Consider the following 17,599-nt stretch of genomic DNA (forward strand, 5'->3'; position numbering starts at 1 on the left):
GCCCGCGCGGCAGCCCCTTCCACGGATCCCGGAGACCGCCATGTCCCAGGCCACCGCGACGCTCACCGCGCCCCCCGCGGCGCCCGACCCGCACCCCGTCCGCCGTCACGGCAAGGGCGGCGGCAGCGAGTTCGCCCCCCTCCTGCGCACCGTCAGGGAGCAGGGGCTCCTCGGGCGCCGGCCCGGCTGGTACGCCCGGGGCATCCTGGTCAACCTCCTCGGCATCGCCGCCGTGGTCACCGGCCTCGCGCTCATCGGCCCGTCCTGGTGGGCGCTGCTGCTCGCCGTGCCGCTCGCGCTGCTCTCCGCCCGTGTCGCGTTCGTCGGCCACGACGCCGGGCACTCCCAGATCACCGACCGGCGGGGACTCGGCCGGGCCATCCAGCTCGTCCACGCCAACCTGCTCCTCGGCATGAGCCGCGAGTGGTGGAACGACAAGCACAACCGGCACCACGCCAACCCCAACCACCTCGACAAGGATCCGGACGTGGCCGCCGACGTCCTGGTCTTCGCCGCCCACCAGACCACGGAGCGCACCGGACTGCGCCGCTGGCTCACCCGCCACCAGGCCTGGCTCTTCTTCCCCCTGACCACCCTGGAGGGCATCGCCCTGAAGGTGTACGGCGTCCAGGCGCTGCTCTCCGCGGACGGGCCCTACCGCACCCGTCGCGAACGGCTCGTCGAGGGCGGTCTGCTCCTCAGCCACCTGGTCGGATACGCGGTCCTGCTCCTGACCCTCCTGACCCCGCTCCAGGCCCTGGCCTTCGCCCTGGTCCACCAGATGCTGCTCGGGGTGCACCTGGGCATGGCCTTCGCCCCGAACCACAAGGGCATGGAGATGCCGGACGCCCACCCGGACGGCGACTCCTGGGGTCATCTGCGCCGTCAGGTGCTGACCTCCCGCAACATCCGCGGCGGGGTGCTCACGGACTGGTTTCTCGGTGGCCTCAACTACCAGATCGAGCACCACCTCTTCCCCAGCATGCCCCGGCCGCACCTGCGTCTCGCCCAGAGCGCGGTACGCGCGCACTGCGCGGAGCTCGGCATCCCCTACACGGAGACCGGCTTCGTGGAGTCGTACCGCCAGGCGCTCGGCCACCTGCACGAGGTGGGGGCCCCGCTGCGCACCGAGGGCATCGCGTAGAGCCGGGGCGCCGCGGGGCCGGGACTGGCCGGAAGACGCCCAACCAGGGCGAACGGGTCGCTACGTGCTGGTAACTTGCCGGAGTTGATCAAGGTCGGGGCGCCCCGCTGCACGCGCCGCGCCCGGCCTGAGCCACTCCCCATGCAAGGAACGACATTGGCACGCACCGTCCGTACGACGGCCACAGCCCTCGCACTCTCCCTCGTCCTGCTGCCCGCCACCCCGGCGTCCGCAGACGCGTCGTCGCCCACCCCGCACCTGGACGCGGTGGAGCAGACCCTGCGCCAGGTCTCCCCGGGCCTCGAAGGCTCGGTCTGGGAGCGCACCGCCGGGAACCGCCTCGGCGCCTCCGCTCCCGGCGGCTCCGACTGGTTGCTGCAGACCCCCGGCTGCTGGGGCGACCCCTCCTGCGCCGACCGCCCCGGCTCCCGCCGCCTGTTGGAGAAGGTGCGCGAGGACATCGCCCGGGCCCGGCAGAGCGTCGACATATCCACGCTGGCGCCGTTTCCCAACGGCGGCTTCCAGGACGCGATCGTGGCCGGCCTGAAGGAGGCGGCACAGAAGGGCAACCGGCTGAAGGTGCGCGTCCTGGTCGGCGCGGCGCCGGTCTACCACGCCAACGTCATCCCGTCCTCCTACCGCGACGAGCTGGTCGCCAAGCTGGGCCCCGACGCCGCCCGCGTCACCCTCAACGTGGCCTCGATGACCGCCTCGAAGACGGGCCTCTCCTGGAACCACTCCAAGCTGGTGGTGGTCGACGGCGAGACGGTCATCACCGGCGGCGTCAACAGCTGGAAGGACGACTACCTCGACACCGCCCACCCGGTGAACGACGTCGACCTCGCCCTGTCCGGCCCGGCGGCCGGCTCCGCGGGCCGCTACCTCGACACCCTGTGGGACTGGACCTGCCGCAACAAGAGCACCTGGAGCAGCGTCTGGTTCGCCTCCTCCGACGGCGCGGGGTGCCTGCCCACCCTGCCCAGGACCGCCGCCCCGGCCGCCGACGGCGACGTGCCGGCCCTCGCGGTGGGCGGTCTCGGCGTCGGCATCCGGCAGAACGACCCGGCCTCGGCGTTCAAGCCCGTGCTGCCGGACGCCTCCGCCGCCAAGTGCGGAGTGGGCGTCCACGACTACACCAACGCCGACCGGGACTACGACACGGTCAATCCCGAGGAGAGCGCCCTGCGCGCGCTGGTCGCGAGCGCGACCCGGCACATCGAGATCTCGCAGCAGGACCTGAACGCGTTCTGCCCGATCCTGCCCCGCTACGACGTACGCCTCTACGACACCCTGGCCGCGAAGCTGGCCGCCGGCGTGAAGGTGCGGATCGTGGTCAGCGACCCGGCCAACCGGGGTGCCGTCGGCAGCGGCGGCTACTCCCAGATCAAGTCCCTGTCCGAGGTGAGCGACGTCCTGCGCGGCCGCCTGAAGGCGCTGACGGGCGACGAGCGGAAGGCGGAGGCCGCCATGTGCTCGGGTCTGCAGCTCGCCTCGTTCCGCGCCTCGGACAAGGCGACCTGGGCGGACGGCAAGCCGTACGCCCAGCACCACAAGCTGGTCTCGGTGGACGACTCGGCCTTCTACATCGGCTCGAAGAACCTGTACTCGTCCTGGCTGCAGGACTTCGGCTACGTGATCGAGAGCCCCGCCGCCGCGCGCCAGCTCGCGGACGGACTGCTCGCCCCGCAGTGGACGTACTCCCAGGCGACCGCCACGTACGACTACGCGCGAGGCGTCTGCCAGGGCTGACGTGCCGGGCGGCTCGGGGCGGTGCGCCGCGCACCGCCCCGGGCGTCAGCGCCTGCGCTGCCCCGGCGGGCCCACGAGGAGGGCCTCGGAGACCAGCCGGACGCCCCGGGAGAGCCTGCCCAGCTGTTCGAGCTCGGTGGCGTACATCCTGATCGAGTTCTCGATGAGCACCTCGGCCACCCCCATCCTGGGCAGCTCGGCACGGCTGGTCTGCAGGGCCGCGCGCACGGCGCGCATCTCGTGCTGGAGCTGGAGCTGGACGTGCCGGGTGAGCAGGGCGGGGTGACGGGTCAGCGTCGCGTAGCCGCCGTAGCGGGCCGGGAGCAGGTCCCGCAGCCACCGGGTGGCGCTGCGTTCCCAGTCGTGCGTGCCGGGGGCCTTGACCTGGAGGGGCCAGTCCGGGCTGCGCGTGAGGGTGGCCGTCTGGGACATTCTCGTCACTTCCGAGGGGTGTCGAAGCTTTGATCGAGACAGTGAGGAGGCGGCCTCGGCCCAGGGGGGGGGTTGGCCGAGGCCGCCACGGGCGTCCCGTCAGATCCGCGGGCCTTGACCGTCACCCGGTCGTACCGCGAGGAGGAGCGGCACGCTGGGTGGCTGTTCGACGAGGACATGGGGTCGTCCTCCCTGGCCCGTCCGGATCCGGAACGCCGCAGTCAGTAAATATATATACCGTCGAGTACGCAAGGGTATGAAAAATTTCATGCATACGGCGAGGCTGAATATCGCTCTGCGGCGACGGCGGCCCGACACCCCTGCGGCAGGCCCCTAGAGGAAGAATCCGTGCTGGTCAGCGACCTGTTCGTACTGTTCGAGGCGGGCCTGGGTCCGCTCCGGATCGGCATCGGCCATCGCCTGGAGAAGGGCCGCCGAGAGCATGCCCGGGGCCGCGTACGAGTCGAAGACGAGCCGTGAGCCGGCGCCCGCGGTCAGCACCACGTCGGCCTCCTCGACGAGCGGACCGACGGTGGGGTCGGTGATCAGCACCACGCGCAGACCGGTGCTGCGGGCGGCCCGCAGGGCGGCCAGGGTCTCGTTGGCGTGCCGCGGCATGGCGAAGGCCAGCACCCAGCCGCCGCCGGCCGCGCGGGCCTGGAGCAGCGCGTCGTAGGCCACGCTGCCGCCGCGGGTCACCACGCGCACGTCCGGATGGATGCGGCGGGCGGCGTACGCGAAGTACTCCGCGAGGGAGACCGAGATGCGCAGGCCCAGAACGGTCAGCGGGACCGAGTGGGCCAGTTCGCGCCCGATCTCGAGCACCTGGTTGGTGTCGGCGAGGAGCCGGCGCACGTTCTCCAGGTTCTCGATCTCGGCGTCGACGGCCGCCTGGAGCTCGTTCTGCCGGATCTGCTCGCGACTGTCGGGGGTGCCGGCCACCGCGCTCAGGGCGATGGGCTGCAGCACCTCGCGCAGCGCGGGATAGCCGCTGAAGCCGAGGGAGACCGCGAAACGGGTCACCGAGGGCTGGCTGACGCCGACCCGCTCGGCGAGCTCGGTGATCGAGAGGAAGGCGGCCTCGGTGAGGTGGTCGATCAGATACTGGGCGATCCGCCGCTGACCGGGGGAGAGGCGGTGTCCGTCGAAGAGCGCGAGCAGTCGGTCGGCGGGCGCCTTCTCCTGGTCCGGCGGGGTCCCGCCGGGCGTGATCGCGGCCGCCTGCGCGCGTGCCTGCTGCCCCGATGACACCGGCGAACCTCCCTCGAACGTCACTCGTGTTCCAACATAGCCCACGCTCCGCAGTCGGATGATCATTGCGTGGCACGGGGTGGAACCTCCGAGCGGGAGTCACGAAGGGCGGACCGCCATCGCGTCCAGGGCCTCCAGGAGGGCGGGCAGCTTCGGGCCGCGGGCCACCGGAAGCACCTCGTTCGGCTCGGAGTCGAGGAGGACGAAGGCCATGTCGTCGGTCCGCGCGACGAGCGACCAGCCAGGCCCGTCGGCCCGCAGCATCCGCGCCTCGCCCCCGGCGAAACTGGACCGCACCCGTCCTACGGGCGGCGCCTGCGTCAGGTACCCGTCGAGCTCGGCGAGCGCCCGGCGCACACCGTCGTACGGGCCGGGAGCCGCACCGTCGGGACCCGAGCCGGGAGTTGCCGCCCCTCCGGCCCCGGCCACGGCGCCGTCGCCGGCCCCGCCCCCGGCGGCGTCGCCGTCGCCGTCCATCCGCCCACGCCACTCGGCCCACTGCAGGGCCACCATGTCCGCGCCGAGCCGGCGCTGGGCCGGTCCCCATCTGCTGCCGTCCGGGGGCGCGAGCGGGGCCGGGGCGCCCTCCTCGGGCGCGGGATCGTGGGGTGCGGGCACGCCGGGCGCGGCCGTGGCGACCGCGAGCGGCCAGCCGGGGAGGGCGGAGACGACCGACTGCTCGTCGGGGGACAGGTCGTACTCCATCCCGCAGTCCCAGGAGGAGATGGCCACGGCGACCAGCGACACGTCGTCGACGATGACGGTCCAGCGCGCGCCCGTGCCGTCCTGCCCGAAGACGAGCCCGTAGCCCTCGGCGTACGGTTCCAGGTTCAGCGCGGCGCACGCCGCCGGGTAGTCGTCACCGAGCACGGTCGGGAAGCGCGCGGGCGTGAGCAGCGCCGCCGTCAGCACGAACAGCGCATCCTCGTCGCCGTCCTCCGCGCCGGGCACGGCGGATTCCGGTTCACCCACGGCAGCCTCCCCATCTGGTCGTCGGCGCACCCTAACCAGTGAGTAACCCGCCCGTCGAGAGCTGTCGCCGGAACATCCCGACGGGCGGGCGCGAGGAGGCATCAGCGCCGTACCCGGGATCAGGCGCGCTCGAAGACGGCCGTCAGGGTGTGGCCCGATTGCTCGAAGAGGATCGCGGTCTCGCCCCTGGAGCGTTCCTCGTCACCGCCGTACGGTTCGCCGTCGAGCAGCCAGTCCTTGAAGACGTACCCAGGGGACGGCGTGGCGGTCGCGGTGACGGTGTCGCCGTCCGAGTAGGGCCCGTCCTGCGAGAGCCCGACCGTCCCCCGGCCCTGGCGGACCACGGTCAGCCGGTGGCGCTTCTGCTCGAACAGGGCGGTGAGCCGCATGTCGTCCGTGCCGCCGTGGAGCGCGATGGCGTCGGCGTCACCCGCGTACGAGCCGTCGAGCACCCAGCCCGCGAAGTCCCACCCGGGTGCGGGGACGGCCTCGTAGAGCAGGTCGGCGCCCTCGGACTCGGCCCGCTCGGCGGGGGCCCTCTGCACGGTGCCGCTGCCGGAGACCGTGGTGGTGACGGTGGAGGTGGGGGTGGTGCCCTTCCTGAACTCGGCGACGAGCGTGTGGTCGCCGGACGGTACGCGGAAGCCGGTGGCGCCACCCTTCGCGGCCTTGCCGTCGAGTTTCCAGCCGGAGAAGACGTATCCCTTGTGCGCCGCCGCGTCGAAGGTGGCTACGGTGCCCTGCGGGTACGGTCCCGGGGTGCCGGCCGTCACCGTTCCGGCGCCCCTGGGGGAGACCGAGGTGGTCACGGCGCACAGCGCGTCGGAGGCCTTCGCCGCGCGGTAGGCGGCGACGGCCTTGCCGGTGCGGCTGAGCACATCGGTGCTGTCGGCCGAGTCGGCCCTGCCGATCGGGACGCCGAGCGGCTCGCCGCGATAGGTCTGCCCGGGGTTGCTGAAACGGTTGATCCGAGTGCAGCCGCCCTTGGTGGCCTTGCGGCAGCTCGACTCGTACGCCATCACGGAGGACCAGTCGCCCCCGGGCGGGAAGTAGCCGGTGGCACCGTTCTCGTGCTGCACCGGCTGGGTGACCCGGTCGTGGTCGGCGCTGAGGTTGTGCCCGATCTCGTGGCCCATGGAGAAGCGGGCCACGGCCTTCTGGCCGACCACGGAGTACCCCCAGGGGGCGGTGGAGGGGCCGGGGTCGGCCGGGGTGTAGCCGAGCCCGCCAGCGGCGCGGCCCGCGGCGATGACGGAGACGAGGTCGGCGCCGTACTGCTCGCGCAGCTGGGGGATGTTGTCGGCGACGCCGTCGTCGGTCCTGGCGACGGCGGCGAGCAGGGAGTCGGTGACGCCGTCCTGGGCGGCGGGAACGCTCGTGAGTGCGGTGCCGACCAGCCGCACCCGCGTCTTCACCCCGCTTTCCGCGAAGGCCTCGTTGGCGAGGGCGATGCCGCGTGCGGCGGCGGCCCTGATCTGGGCGTCGCCGCCGGCCTCGGTGCGGGCGCCGGGGGTGTAGCCGACCAGGACGTCGACCAGGGAATAGCCCTGGCCGCCCTTGCAGGCGGCCGCCGCCCTTTGGGCCTCGTCGGAGGAGAGCACCGCGCCCGCGAGTGCGGTGTCCGGTGCCGCCCGGCCACCCGTGACCGGGCGGGTGGCGGGCGGCGTCGGCGCGACGGGCTCGTCCTCGTCGGTGAGCGGGGTGGTCTGGGTGACCTGGACCCGGCCCTCGGACAGCGGCTCCACGGCGTACAGGTCGCCGCCCAGCAGGAACTGCGCGCTGAGGATCTCGTTGCCGGGCTTCCGGTCGCAGCCGCCCTCCAGGGTGAGCACCACGTCCTGGTCGGCGGTGCCGGCGACCGTGCCGTGCCAGACCAGCAGCGAGCCGACGGTGCTGCGCTTCGTCTCGACCGCCTGCACGGTGACGTCGTCGAAGAGCGGAAACGTCACTTCCTGCCCGTAGGCGTTGCTGCAGATCGGAGCGAGCGCGGCGGGCAGGACCCGGGCGACCCGGTGGCGCACGTAGTCGGCCCCGAAGTCCTCTGCGGCGTCGCCCGGGGCCGGGGTGGTGCGGCCGCCGCCCCCGGCCCGCGTCCGGTCCGCCGGGTCCGCGCCGAACACCCCCGCGGCGACCGCCGCGCGGACCTCCCGGTCGCGGGTCGACGCCGGGCCGTCCCGTTCGGTGCCGTCCGCGGGGGGTGCGAAACCGGTGATCGCGGTGGCCCCGAGCACCATCGCTCCGAGCGCCGCGCCGCCGCCCGTCCATCTGTTGCGGGCCATCTGTCGCCTTCCTGCCGTCCTGGGGTCCGACCGCCCGGCCGGACCCGTTGCTGTCGGATCGTCAGAAGGCTTCCTCCCGGCGTCAGTGTGATCACCGGATCGCCCGCACCGTCACCCGTCGGTCACTGCGCGCGGCGCTCGGCGAGTGCCAGATAGCGGTCGTCCTCGTCCACGTAGCTGCGCAGCTCCCAGCCCGAACGGTCCAGCACGGCGCGGAGATTGGGCTCGGCCCGCAGGTCGTCCTCGGTGATCTGCCGGCCGTGCCGGGCGGCCAGCGCTGCGCGGCCGATCGGGTGGAACAGCGCGAGCTGCCCGCCGGGCCTGACCACTCGGGCCAGCTCGCGCAGGTCCCGGGCGGGATCTGCGAGGTGCGAGACGAGGCCCGCACCGAACACCGCGTCGAGCGCCCCGTCGCGCAGCGGCAGACGGGAGACGTCCGCGAGGACCAGCGCGGCGGCCTTGTCGCGCCCGGCCCGGACCGCCTCGGCGAGCATCTCGGGCGTCAGGTCCGCGCCGATCACCGTGCCCGTCGAACCGACCGCCTCGCGCAGCGGGGGCAGGGCGCGGCCGGTGCCGCAGCCCGCGTCGAGCACCGCGTCGCCCGGGCGCAGGCCGAGATCGGCCACGGCAGCCGCGTAGGCGGGGCCGTCGTCGGGGAAGCGGGCGTCCCAGTCGGCGGCGCGGACGCCGAAGAACTCCCGTACCTGTGTGGGGTCATCGCTCATGCGTCCATGATCCCGCACGTGCAACTCACTCGCAGGCGTGAGGTTCCCCCCGATTTCTCCCCGGAAGAGTGAACGATCTGTGCGCACGTTCGAGCCAGTCGCGATCGTTCGGGAACATCTCCTTGTCATATTCCATCAGCTTTCGAAATGCGCCCCTGGTGCGCCCCTGGGGGCGCACTAGCGTCCCTGAGTCATGGGACACCTGGACCACGCCACCTTCGGCTGGCTGACCCCCGCGCTGTCATACGTGATGGCCTGCATCGGCGCCGCCCTCGGGCTGCGCTGCACCGTACGCGCCCTCGACGCGACGGGGCGCTCGCGGCGCAACTGGCTGCTCACCGCGGCCTCCGCCATCGGCACCGGCATCTGGACGATGCACTTCGTCGCCATGCTCGGCTTCGGCGTGACCGGCACCGACATCCGCTACGACGTGCCCCTCACCCTCCTCAGCCTGCTCATCGCCATGGCCGTCGTGGGCATCGGAGTCTTCTCCGTCGGATACGGACGCGACCGCGTCCGCTCCCTGCTGATCGGCGGCCTCACCACCGGCATCGGAGTCGCGAGCATGCACTACATGGGCATGGCCGCCCTCCGGCTGCACGGACAGGTCCGGTACGACCCGATGCTCGTCGCGCTCTCCGTCGTCATCGCCGTCGTGGCCGCCACCGCGGCCCTGTGGGCCGCGCTCAACATCCACGCGCCGGCGGCCGTGGCGCTCGCCTCCCTCGTCATGGGCGCCGCCGTCAGCAGCATGCACTACACCGGAATGTTCGCCGTGCGGGTCGAGGTCGCCCCCTCCGCCGCGCCCCTTTCCGGGGCCTCCGTCATGCAGTTCATCTTCCCGCTCGCCGTCGGCCTCGGCTCCTACCTCTTCATCACCTCCGCCTTCGTCGCGCTCTCCCCGACGGCGGGCGAACGCGCCGCCTACGCCTCCGCGGGGCGCCTCACCGAACCCGACGAACGCGCCGTGGACGTCGCGCCCCCCGGCTTCCACCCCGAGCCGCCGACCGAACAGCACATCCGCCCGCGCGGCCACGGGCACCCGTCCGGTCCGGTGGACGACGCCCCGGCGGACCCGCGCCACGTGCGGGCCTAGGGCCCCTCCGACCGGTCCAGGCGGAACACCCAGGGCGCCGCCCTCCGCACCGTAAGCCCCGAGCACCAGGCGGACCGACCCTTACCGGCCGGCCCGTGAACGAAGGAACGAGGAGGCCATGCGAACTCCCCGCAAGACCCCGGAGGCCGAGCACCCGGCGCAGCCGTCGGCGGCGGCCCGCGGGCGCCGCGCACACGCCGGCCGGCCCGCCGACGAGACGCCACGGAGCGAGCCCGCCCCGGCCGCACCCGCCGCTCCGGGCCCCACGCCCGGAGCCGGACACCCGGCGTCCCGGACCGCGGCCGCCCCCGCGCGCGGCCGTCTGCGTGCCCTGCGACCCCGTACCGTCCGCGCGAAGATCGTCTCCCTCCTGATGGTCCCGGTCGTCTCGCTGCTCTCCCTGTGGGGCTTCGCCACCGTCACCACCGCCCAGGACATCGCCCGGCTGCGCCTCCTGCAGTCCGTCGACGCCGACATCCGGCAGCCCGTCACCGCCGCCGTCGCCGCCCTCCAGGACGAACGCCGCGCCGCCGTCCGCCAGATCGCCGCCCCCGGCACCGGGCGCGCAGCCGAGCTCAAGGACCTCATCGCCCGCACCGACACCGCCGTCGGCCGGCTCCGCCTCGACGCCCGCCACACCGTCGGCGACACCGGCAACCTCCCCGCGGACGTCTCCGAGCGGGTCGCCGCCTTCGTGACGAAGGCCGAGGGCCTCGGCCGGCTCCGCACCGCGGCGGCCGAAGGGCGCGCCGACTGGGACCGGGTCTACGAGGAGTACACCTCCGCCATCTCCGCCGGCTTCGCCGTCGGCGGCGCGCTGACCACCATCCAGGACGCCCAGGCCGGCTCCGACGCCCGCGTCCTCCTCGAACTCGCCCGCGCGGGAGAGATGCTCGCCCGCGAGGACGCCCTCCTCGGCTCCGCCCACCTCACCGGACAGCTCGACGCCGAGCACCTGCTGGCCTTCGGCGGCGCCGTCGAGGCCCGCCGCACCCTCGTCGAGTCGGCCACCGCCGACCTGCCCGCGCCCCAGCGCACCGCCTGGCGCGAACTCACCCGCCAGCCCGGCTACCGGCAGCTCACCGCGGCCGAGGAGAGCGTGCGCGCGGCGGCCCCCGGCCGCCGGGCCGCCCAGGCCGTCTCCTCCACCGACTGGAACGACGTCCACGCGTTCGTACGCGAGGGCCTCACGGACGTCGAGACCGCCGCCCACCGCACCGCCGCCGACCGATCCGACCCCTTCGGCGGCGGCGCGTTCAGCACCGGCGGCGCCGCCGTCCTGCTCGGCCTCGCCGCGGTCGCCGCCTCCCTCGTCATCTCCGTACGCATCGGCCGCGGCCTCGTCATCGAGCTCGTCAGCCTGCGCAACACCGCTCTGGAGATCGCCCGCCGCAAACTCCCCTCCGCCATGCGCCGGCTGCGCGCCGGCGAGGAGATCGACGTCGAGGCCGAGGCGCCGCCCGGACCCGCCCCCCAGGACGAGGTCGGCCAGGTCGGCGAGGCACTCACCACCGTCCACCAGGCCGCGCTCTCCGCCGCAGTCGAGCGCGCCGAACTCGCCAACGGCATCTCCGGCGTCTTCGTCAACCTCGCCCGCCGCAGCCAGGTCCTGGTGCACCGTCAGCTCAACCTGCTCGACAGCATGGAGCGACGCGCCGACGACCCCAACGAACTCGGCGACCTCTTCCGGCTCGACCACCTCACGACCCGCATGCGCCGCCACGCCGAGAGCCTGATCATCCTCTCCGGCGCCGCACCCGGCCGCGCCTGGCGCATGCCCGTCCCCCTCACCAACGTCGTGCGCGCCGCCGTCTCCGAGATCGAGGACTACGCCCGCGTGGAGGTGCGCCAGCTCCCCGAGACCGCCGTCGTCGGCGGAGCCGTCGCCGACCTCACCCACCTGCTCGCCGAACTCATCGAGAACGCGGCCCAGTTCTCCCCTCCGCACACCAAGGTGAGGATCAGCGGCGAACCCGTGGGCAACGGCTACGCCCTGGAGATCGAGGACCGCGGGCTCGGCATGGGCAAGGACAGCCTGGCCGAGGCGAACGCCCGCATCGCCCAGTCCGAGGCCCTGGACCTCTTCGACAGCGACCGGCTCGGACTCTTCGTCGTCAGCCGCCTCTCCTCGCGGCACGAGATCAGGGTCCAGCTGCGCACCTCGCCCTACGGAGGCACGACCGCGGTCGTCCTGCTCCCCACCGACGTGCTCCAGGCCGCCCTCCCGCCGGGCCGCAGCACCGCCCCGGACCGGCCCGCCGAAGCCGCGTACGGCGCCGCTCCCCCGCGGGGCACCGAATCCGGGTACGGCGCCGAGGCAGCCGCCCGCGCGGAGCGCCCCGCCCCGATCGCCCTCGCTCCCCAGACGGGCCACGCGCAGGGCCCCGACGCGCCCCGACCGCCCCGGATACCCGCCCTCGCGGCGCCCCGGGAGCAGGAGGGGGCGGGCGACGCGGCCGACCGGCAGGGGCCACCGCCCGCCGGGGTCACGGCCATCCGCCAGCGCACCCGCTCGGCCACCGCGGCGCCGGCGCCGGCGCCGGTGCCTTCGGCCAGGACGGCGCCCGTCCTCCCGTCGCCGGCCGCCCCGACGCCCCACGGCGCCGACGGCGGGCCGCCCGGGGCGGACGGTCACGGGGCACCCGACCCGCACGCCGACCTGCCGCGACGCGTCCGCCAGGCGAGCCTGGTGCCGCAGTTGCGCGAGGCCCCCGCCGCCGACCCGTACCCGGCCCAGGCAAGTGCGCCCGGCCCGGCCGAACGCACCCCCGAGCAGGTGCGGGACCGCATGGCCGCCTACCGCGACGGCTGGCAGCGCGGCGGCGGACCCGCTCCCGGCACCCCCGCCCACGGCACCCCCCTCGGCAGCAGACGCCCCCTGGGCCCCGGCCACCACGGCCGGCCCGCATCCAGCGCCCCCGGCAGTGAAGGAGACGACGCATGATCGACCACGAGAGGATTGCCCACCACCGCTCCGGCGAACTCGACTGGCTCCTCGACGACCTCGTCACCCGGGTCCGCGAGGTCCGCCACACCGTCGTCCTCTCCAACGACGGCCTCGCCGTCGGAGCCTCCAGCGGGCTCAGCCGTGAGGACGCCGAGCACCTGGCCGCCATCGCCTCCGGCTTCCACAGCCTCGCCAAGGGTGCCGGACGGCAGTTCCACACCGGCGGGGTGCGCCAGACCATGGTCGAGATGGACGACGGCTTCCTCTTCGTCGCCGCCGCGGGTGACGGCTCCTGCCTGGCCGTGCTCAGCTCCGTCCACGCCGACATCGGCCTCATCGCCTACGAGATGGCCCGCCTGGTGAAGCGGGTCGGCGAACACCTGCACACCCCGCCGCGGCTCACCGTGACCCCGCCGGCCGCCGGCTGACCGGAGAAACCCCATGAACGAGGACAGCACCGGCCCGGTCCAGGCCGAGCCGGGCAGTCGGTGGTACGACGCCGAGGCCGGGCCGCTCGTCCGGCCGTACGCCATGACCGGCGGCCGCACCAAACCGGGGCCGAGCAACGTACGGTTCGACCTCATCGCGCTCGTCGTCGTCGACGACGACCCCCCGGGCCCGGCCGAGGAGTCCCTGCTCGGCCCCGAACACCGGTCCCTGCTCGCCCTGTGCCGGGCCGAGACCCAGTCGGTCGCCGAACTCGCGGCCGACGCCGACCTCCCGGTCGGCGTCGTGCGGGTGCTCCTCGGCGACCTCCTCGAAGCGGGATTCGTGCGGGTCAGCAGGCCCGTACCGCCCGCGCAGCTCCCTGACGAACGCATCCTGAGGGAAGTCATCGATGGCCTACGAGCGCTCTGAGAGCACCCCGGCGGGTGACGTGGACACCACGGCCCTCGCGTTGAAGATCCTGGTCGCCGGCGGGTTCGGGGTCGGCAAGACCACCCTCGTCGGCGCGGTGAGCGAGATCCGGCCGCTGCGGACGGAGGAACTGCTCAGCCGGGCGGGGGAGTCGGTCGACGACACCGGCGGGGTGGCGCAGAAGACCACCACGACCGTCGCCATGGACTTCGGCCGCATCACCATCCGTTCCGGTCTCTCCCTCTACCTCTTCGGGACGCCCGGCCAGGACCGCTTCTGGTTCCTGTGGGACGAACTGTCCCAGGGGGCGCTCGGCGCGGTCGTCCTCGCGGACACCCGGCGCCTGGAGGACTGCTTCCCGGCGGTGGACTACTTCGAGCACCGCAAGATCCCCTTCGTCGTCGCCGTCAACTGCTTCGCGGGCGCCCGTACGTACGGGGCGCACGACGTCTCGCGCGCCCTCGACCTGGACCGCGGGACCCCGGTGGTGCTCTGCGACGCCCGCGATCGCGACTCCGGCAAGGAGGTGCTGATCCGGCTGGTCGAGTACGCCGGCCGGATGCACACGGCACGGCTCCTGGACACGGTGGGCTGAGGACCCGGCCGGGCGGCGCCCTCCTCGCGGCGCGCAGGTCGTGACGGGTGCTTGCCCTGTCCACGACAGTGCGTAAGGCTGACCGGAGACACGCACCAACAGGGGGAGGACCGCACGATGGCGTTGGACCGAGGACTCGACTGGCTTCTCGACGACCTGACCGGACGGGTGGATTCGATACAGCACGCGCTGGTGCTCTCGAACGACGGCCTGGTGACGGGCGCGAGCAGCGGACTGGCCCGGGAGGACGCGGAGCACCTGGCCGCGGTCTCCTCCGGTCTGCACAGCCTCGCCCGCGGCTCCGGTCGGCACTTCAAGGCCGGTCGGGCCCGGCAGACGATGGTCGAGTTCGACGAGGCGCTGCTCTTCGTGACCGCGGCGGGCGACGGCAGTTGCCTCTGCGTCCTGAGCGCCGCCGAGGCCGATGTCGGCCAGGTCGCCTACGAGATGACGCTGCTGGTGAACCGGGTGGGCGAACACCTGGGCGTGGCGGCGCGGCAGCCCGGCGGCGAGGTTATCCACAGGCCGGGCGAAGGGTAGTCACGAAGCGTTACGGTCATCACCGAGAGTATTCACGACTCGGGGGAGGACCGACCGCATGACCAAGCACGAAGGCGTGACCGAGCAGCACGGCACGTCCACGCACGACGGCACTTCCACGCACGACGGCATTTCCACGCACGACGGTACGACGACGCACGACCGTAAGCCAGGGCAGGACGGCGGCTCACCGACGGTGGCGCCGGCGCGCGCGGCGGAGGAACTGGAACTACGGCGCGACGAGTTCCAGCTCGCCGTCCAGCTGGGCATCGTCCGGACGGTGCCGGGGCAGGGGCCCGTGACGGGCTCCGTGCCCGGCACCGGCCCGGACGGCACCGGCGGCACCGGCCGTCTGCGGGTGCACCGGCGCGAGATCGAACGGCTCAGAGCCGCCCCGGACTTCCCCGACGGGCTGCGCGACCGGGTCCGCGTCGTCGGCTCCGCGGAGGGCGCCAGACTGCTCGGCGTCACCCCGACCCGCTTCACCCGGCTCGCCAGGACCGGCCACTTCAGTCCGCTCCGGTTCTACGTCAACCGCTACCGGTCGGTCGTCTGGCTCTACCCGGCCGCGGAACTCGCCGAGTTCGCCCTCAACCATCCCGGGCTCCTCTCCGGCCGCCTCCCGCTCGACGTGCGCACCGACGCCGACGGGTACGAGGACTGGCGGCCGCGGAACTGGCGGGCCAGGCGGCTCGGAGCGCTGCTGCGGGCGAGCGAGGATCCCTGGGTGCGGACGGCGGCCATCGCCTCGCTGCTCGACCCGCTCCAGGTGGCCGAGGTCGTCGACGATCCGTACGAGCGGGTCTATCTGGACCGGCTCCGACCCGCGCCGCCCCCGTGGCGCCCGGCCGGGCCGACCGCCCGGGAGATCGCCGACCGGCTGATGCTCGCCGACGACCCGGACGAGATCCTCTGGCATCGGATGAGCCTCGCCCTCTCCCTGGACGAGGCCCGGGCCGACCGCCACGCCCCTCGGCCGGACGGGCGCACGGGGGCGGCCCCGGCGGCGGTACGGCCGGAGGCGGTGCGCGCGGGAGGCGGTAGCGGGACCGGTCCCGCGGGCGGTGCCCTCGCCCTCGCCCCGGGGCGGCCCGTGGGAGTCACCCGGCCGCCGGGGAGGCGGACCCGGCGGGGTCTGCTCGACCGGTTGAGGAGGCGGAAGGGGGGTGCACTCCCGGTAGGGGGCGATCGGTCCTGAGCCGGCGGGCGGGCAGGTGGTTCGGCCGTGGTCGGTCTTGAGACGGCGGGCGGGGGCAGGTGGTTGGGGCCTTGTCGGTCTTGAGCCGGCGGGCGGGCAGGTGGTTGGGCGGAGCGGCCAGATCGCTCCTGGGGCGGTGGGTGGGCGGGCGGTGTGCCGGTTCGGTTCGCCGGAGCGGTGGGCACGTGGCGCCGCCGGGTCGGGTGCGCGTCGGGAACGGCCGGGGTGCGGGCGGGCGGTGGCACGGGCACGATGGGCGCATGCTGTTGGCCCGTGTCGCGGAAGTGTCGGGACAGGTGGCGGCCACGTCCGCGCGGTCGCGGAAGATCGGCCTGCTGGCGGAGCTGTTCGCGGAGGCGGCGCCCGAGGAGAGCCCCCTGGTCATCGCCTATCTCTCCGGACGGCTTCCCCAGGGGCGGATCGGAGTCGGCTGGAGCGTGCTCAAGCACGTCGTCCCGCCTGCCGTCGAGCCCGCGGAACAGCCGACGCTGACGCTGGCCGGCACCGACGCGGTGATGGACGAGCTCGCCGCGGTCTCCGGCCCGGGCGCGCAGGCGCGGCGCGCGGAGCTGGTGCGCGGGCTCGTGGCCGCCGCCACCCTCCCCGAGCAGGAGTTCTTGATCCGGCTGTTGTCGGGGGAGGTGCGGCAGGGGGCGCTCGACGCCATCGCTCTCGAAGGGGTCGCCAAGGCCGCCGGGGTGGCTTCCGGGGAGCTGCGGCGGGCGGTGATGCTCGAAGGCTCGCTGCCGCGGGTCGCGCGGGCCGTGCTCGCGGAGGGCGGCGCGGTGCTCGGGACGTACACCCTGCGGGTCGGCAGCCCCGTGCAGCCCATGCTCGCCCACACCGCGGCCGGCGTCGGCGAGGCCGTCCGGGCCCTCGGGCCCTGCGTGGTGGAGGAGAAGCTGGACGGCATCCGGATCCAGGTGCACCGGCTCGGCGACGAGGTCCGGGTCTACACCCGCTCCCTCGACGACATCACCCAGCGGCTCCCGGAGGTCGTCGCCGTGGCCCGGGAGACGCGAGGCGACGGGTTCGTCCTGGACGGCGAGGTCATCGCGCTCGACCCGGGGACGGGCCGGCCGATGCCGTTCCAGGACATCGCCTCCCGGGTCGGCTCCCGGCTCGACGTGGCCACCGCGCAGGCCGCGTTGCCCCTGTCGCCGGTCTTCTTCGACGTGCTCGCGGCGGACGGGGAGGTCCTGGTCGACCGGCCCGGCCTGGAACGGCACCAGGTCCTCGCCCGGCTGCTGCCCGAGCCGCTGCGGGTGCGGCGGTGTGTCGTGGCGGCCCCCGAGGATCCCGCAGCGGTCGAGGGCGCCGAGCGGTTCTTCCGGGACACGCTCGCCCGTGGCCACGAGGGCGTGCTGGTCAAGGCGCTCGACGCGCCCTACGTCGCCGGGCGCAGGGGGCGGACCTGGCTGAAGGTGAAGCCGGTGCACACCCTGGACCTGGTGGTGCTCGCCGCCGAGTGGGGGCACGGGCGGCGCACGGGGCTGCTCTCCAATCTGCATCTGGGAGCGAGGGCGGCCGACGGCTCGTTCGCGATGTTGGGGAAGACCTTCAAAGGGCTCACGGACGAAATGCTGCGCTGGCAGACCGAGCGGCTCGGTGAACTGGCCGTGTCGGACGACGGTTTCACCGTCCGGGTGCGGCCCGAGCTCGTGGTGGAGATCGCCTACGACGGGCTGCAGCGCTCCACCCGCTATCCGGCCGGGGTGGCGCTGCGTTTCGCCCGGGTCGTACGCCACCGCCCGGACAAGGCGGCCGCCGAGGCGGACACCGTGGAGCGGGTGCTCGCCGGCGACTGAGCGCC

At 74.0% G+C, this 17,599-nt stretch carries 15 protein-coding genes; 10 read left to right on the forward strand and 5 right to left on the reverse strand.

Going from position 1 to position 17,599, the window contains the following annotated elements:
• Nucleotides 1-40 precede the first annotated feature (40 nt).
• Entirely contained in the window at nt 41-1,144 is a 1,104-nt protein-coding gene (locus ACH414_RS03025; protein ID WP_398940675.1) for a fatty acid desaturase family protein, read from the forward strand.
• Nucleotides 1,145-1,300: 156 nt separating this feature from the next.
• A complete protein-coding gene (locus ACH414_RS03030) occupies nt 1,301-2,893 on the forward strand; it encodes a phospholipase D-like domain-containing protein (protein WP_386562593.1) in 1,593 nt (530 codons plus the stop codon).
• 45 nt (nt 2,894-2,938) lie between these two features.
• Here the strand turns inward: ACH414_RS03030 and ACH414_RS03035 are convergent, their stop codons facing one another.
• From ACH414_RS03035 to ACH414_RS03055, 5 genes are all read right to left on the reverse strand, one after another.
• Nucleotides 2,939-3,325: a hypothetical protein gene (locus ACH414_RS03035; RefSeq protein WP_382534873.1), complete on the reverse strand. Its 387-nt coding sequence runs from the start codon at nt 3,323-3,325 to the stop codon at nt 2,939-2,941.
• Between the two features lie 333 nt (nt 3,326-3,658).
• Nucleotides 3,659-4,576, reverse strand: a complete 918-nt coding sequence (locus tag ACH414_RS03040; protein WP_382534874.1) for a MurR/RpiR family transcriptional regulator — start codon at nt 4,574-4,576, stop codon at nt 3,659-3,661.
• A gap of 99 nt (nt 4,577-4,675) precedes the next feature.
• Entirely contained in the window at nt 4,676-5,548 is an 873-nt protein-coding gene (locus ACH414_RS03045) for a hypothetical protein (protein ID WP_382534876.1), read from the reverse strand.
• Nucleotides 5,549-5,667: 119 nt separating this feature from the next.
• Nucleotides 5,668-7,827, reverse strand: coding sequence for a zinc-dependent metalloprotease family protein (locus ACH414_RS03050; protein WP_398940676.1), 2,160 nt, complete (start codon nt 7,825-7,827; stop codon nt 5,668-5,670).
• A 122-nt stretch (nt 7,828-7,949) separates the two neighbouring features.
• The gene (locus ACH414_RS03055; RefSeq protein ID WP_391768250.1) at nt 7,950-8,552 is read right to left on the reverse strand and encodes a class I SAM-dependent methyltransferase; all 603 of its coding nucleotides are present in this window, start codon (nt 8,550-8,552) and stop codon (nt 7,950-7,952) included.
• Between the two features lie 193 nt (nt 8,553-8,745).
• Here ACH414_RS03055 and ACH414_RS03060 point away from each other — a divergent pair, with 193 nt between their 5' ends.
• From ACH414_RS03060 to ACH414_RS03095, 8 genes are all read left to right on the forward strand, one after another.
• Nucleotides 8,746-9,648, forward strand: a complete 903-nt coding sequence (locus ACH414_RS03060; protein WP_382534882.1) for an MHYT domain-containing protein — start codon at nt 8,746-8,748, stop codon at nt 9,646-9,648.
• Nucleotides 9,649-9,766: 118 nt separating this feature from the next.
• The gene (locus ACH414_RS03065) at nt 9,767-12,592 is read left to right on the forward strand and encodes a nitrate- and nitrite sensing domain-containing protein (RefSeq protein WP_398940677.1); all 2,826 of its coding nucleotides are present in this window, start codon (nt 9,767-9,769) and stop codon (nt 12,590-12,592) included.
• The gene (locus ACH414_RS03070) at nt 12,589-13,023 is read left to right on the forward strand and encodes a roadblock/LC7 domain-containing protein (RefSeq protein WP_382534886.1); all 435 of its coding nucleotides are present in this window, start codon (nt 12,589-12,591) and stop codon (nt 13,021-13,023) included. Before ACH414_RS03065 ends, ACH414_RS03070 begins: the two co-directional genes overlap by 4 nt.
• A gap of 13 nt (nt 13,024-13,036) precedes the next feature.
• Nucleotides 13,037-13,453 carry a DUF742 domain-containing protein gene (locus ACH414_RS03075; RefSeq protein WP_382534887.1) on the forward strand — a complete coding sequence of 139 codons (417 nt, stop codon included), beginning with the start codon at nt 13,037-13,039 and terminating at the stop codon, nt 13,451-13,453.
• The gene (locus ACH414_RS03080; RefSeq protein ID WP_382534889.1) at nt 13,434-14,048 is read left to right on the forward strand and encodes an ATP/GTP-binding protein; all 615 of its coding nucleotides are present in this window, start codon (nt 13,434-13,436) and stop codon (nt 14,046-14,048) included. The genes ACH414_RS03075 and ACH414_RS03080 overlap by 20 nt, the downstream gene beginning before the upstream one ends.
• A gap of 117 nt (nt 14,049-14,165) precedes the next feature.
• Nucleotides 14,166-14,588 carry a roadblock/LC7 domain-containing protein gene (locus ACH414_RS03085; protein WP_382534891.1) on the forward strand — a complete coding sequence of 141 codons (423 nt, stop codon included), beginning with the start codon at nt 14,166-14,168 and terminating at the stop codon, nt 14,586-14,588.
• Between the two features lie 58 nt (nt 14,589-14,646).
• A complete protein-coding gene (locus ACH414_RS03090) occupies nt 14,647-15,786 on the forward strand; it encodes a DUF6397 family protein (protein ID WP_398940678.1) in 1,140 nt (379 codons plus the stop codon).
• Between the two features lie 260 nt (nt 15,787-16,046).
• Nucleotides 16,047-17,594, forward strand: a complete 1,548-nt coding sequence (locus tag ACH414_RS03095) for an ATP-dependent DNA ligase (RefSeq protein ID WP_382534895.1) — start codon at nt 16,047-16,049, stop codon at nt 17,592-17,594.
• Nucleotides 17,595-17,599: the final 5 nt, after the last annotated feature.

The organism is Streptomyces sp. NPDC020422 (genome assembly GCF_044386705.1).
Lineage (GTDB): Bacteria > Actinomycetota > Actinomycetes > Streptomycetales > Streptomycetaceae > Streptomyces.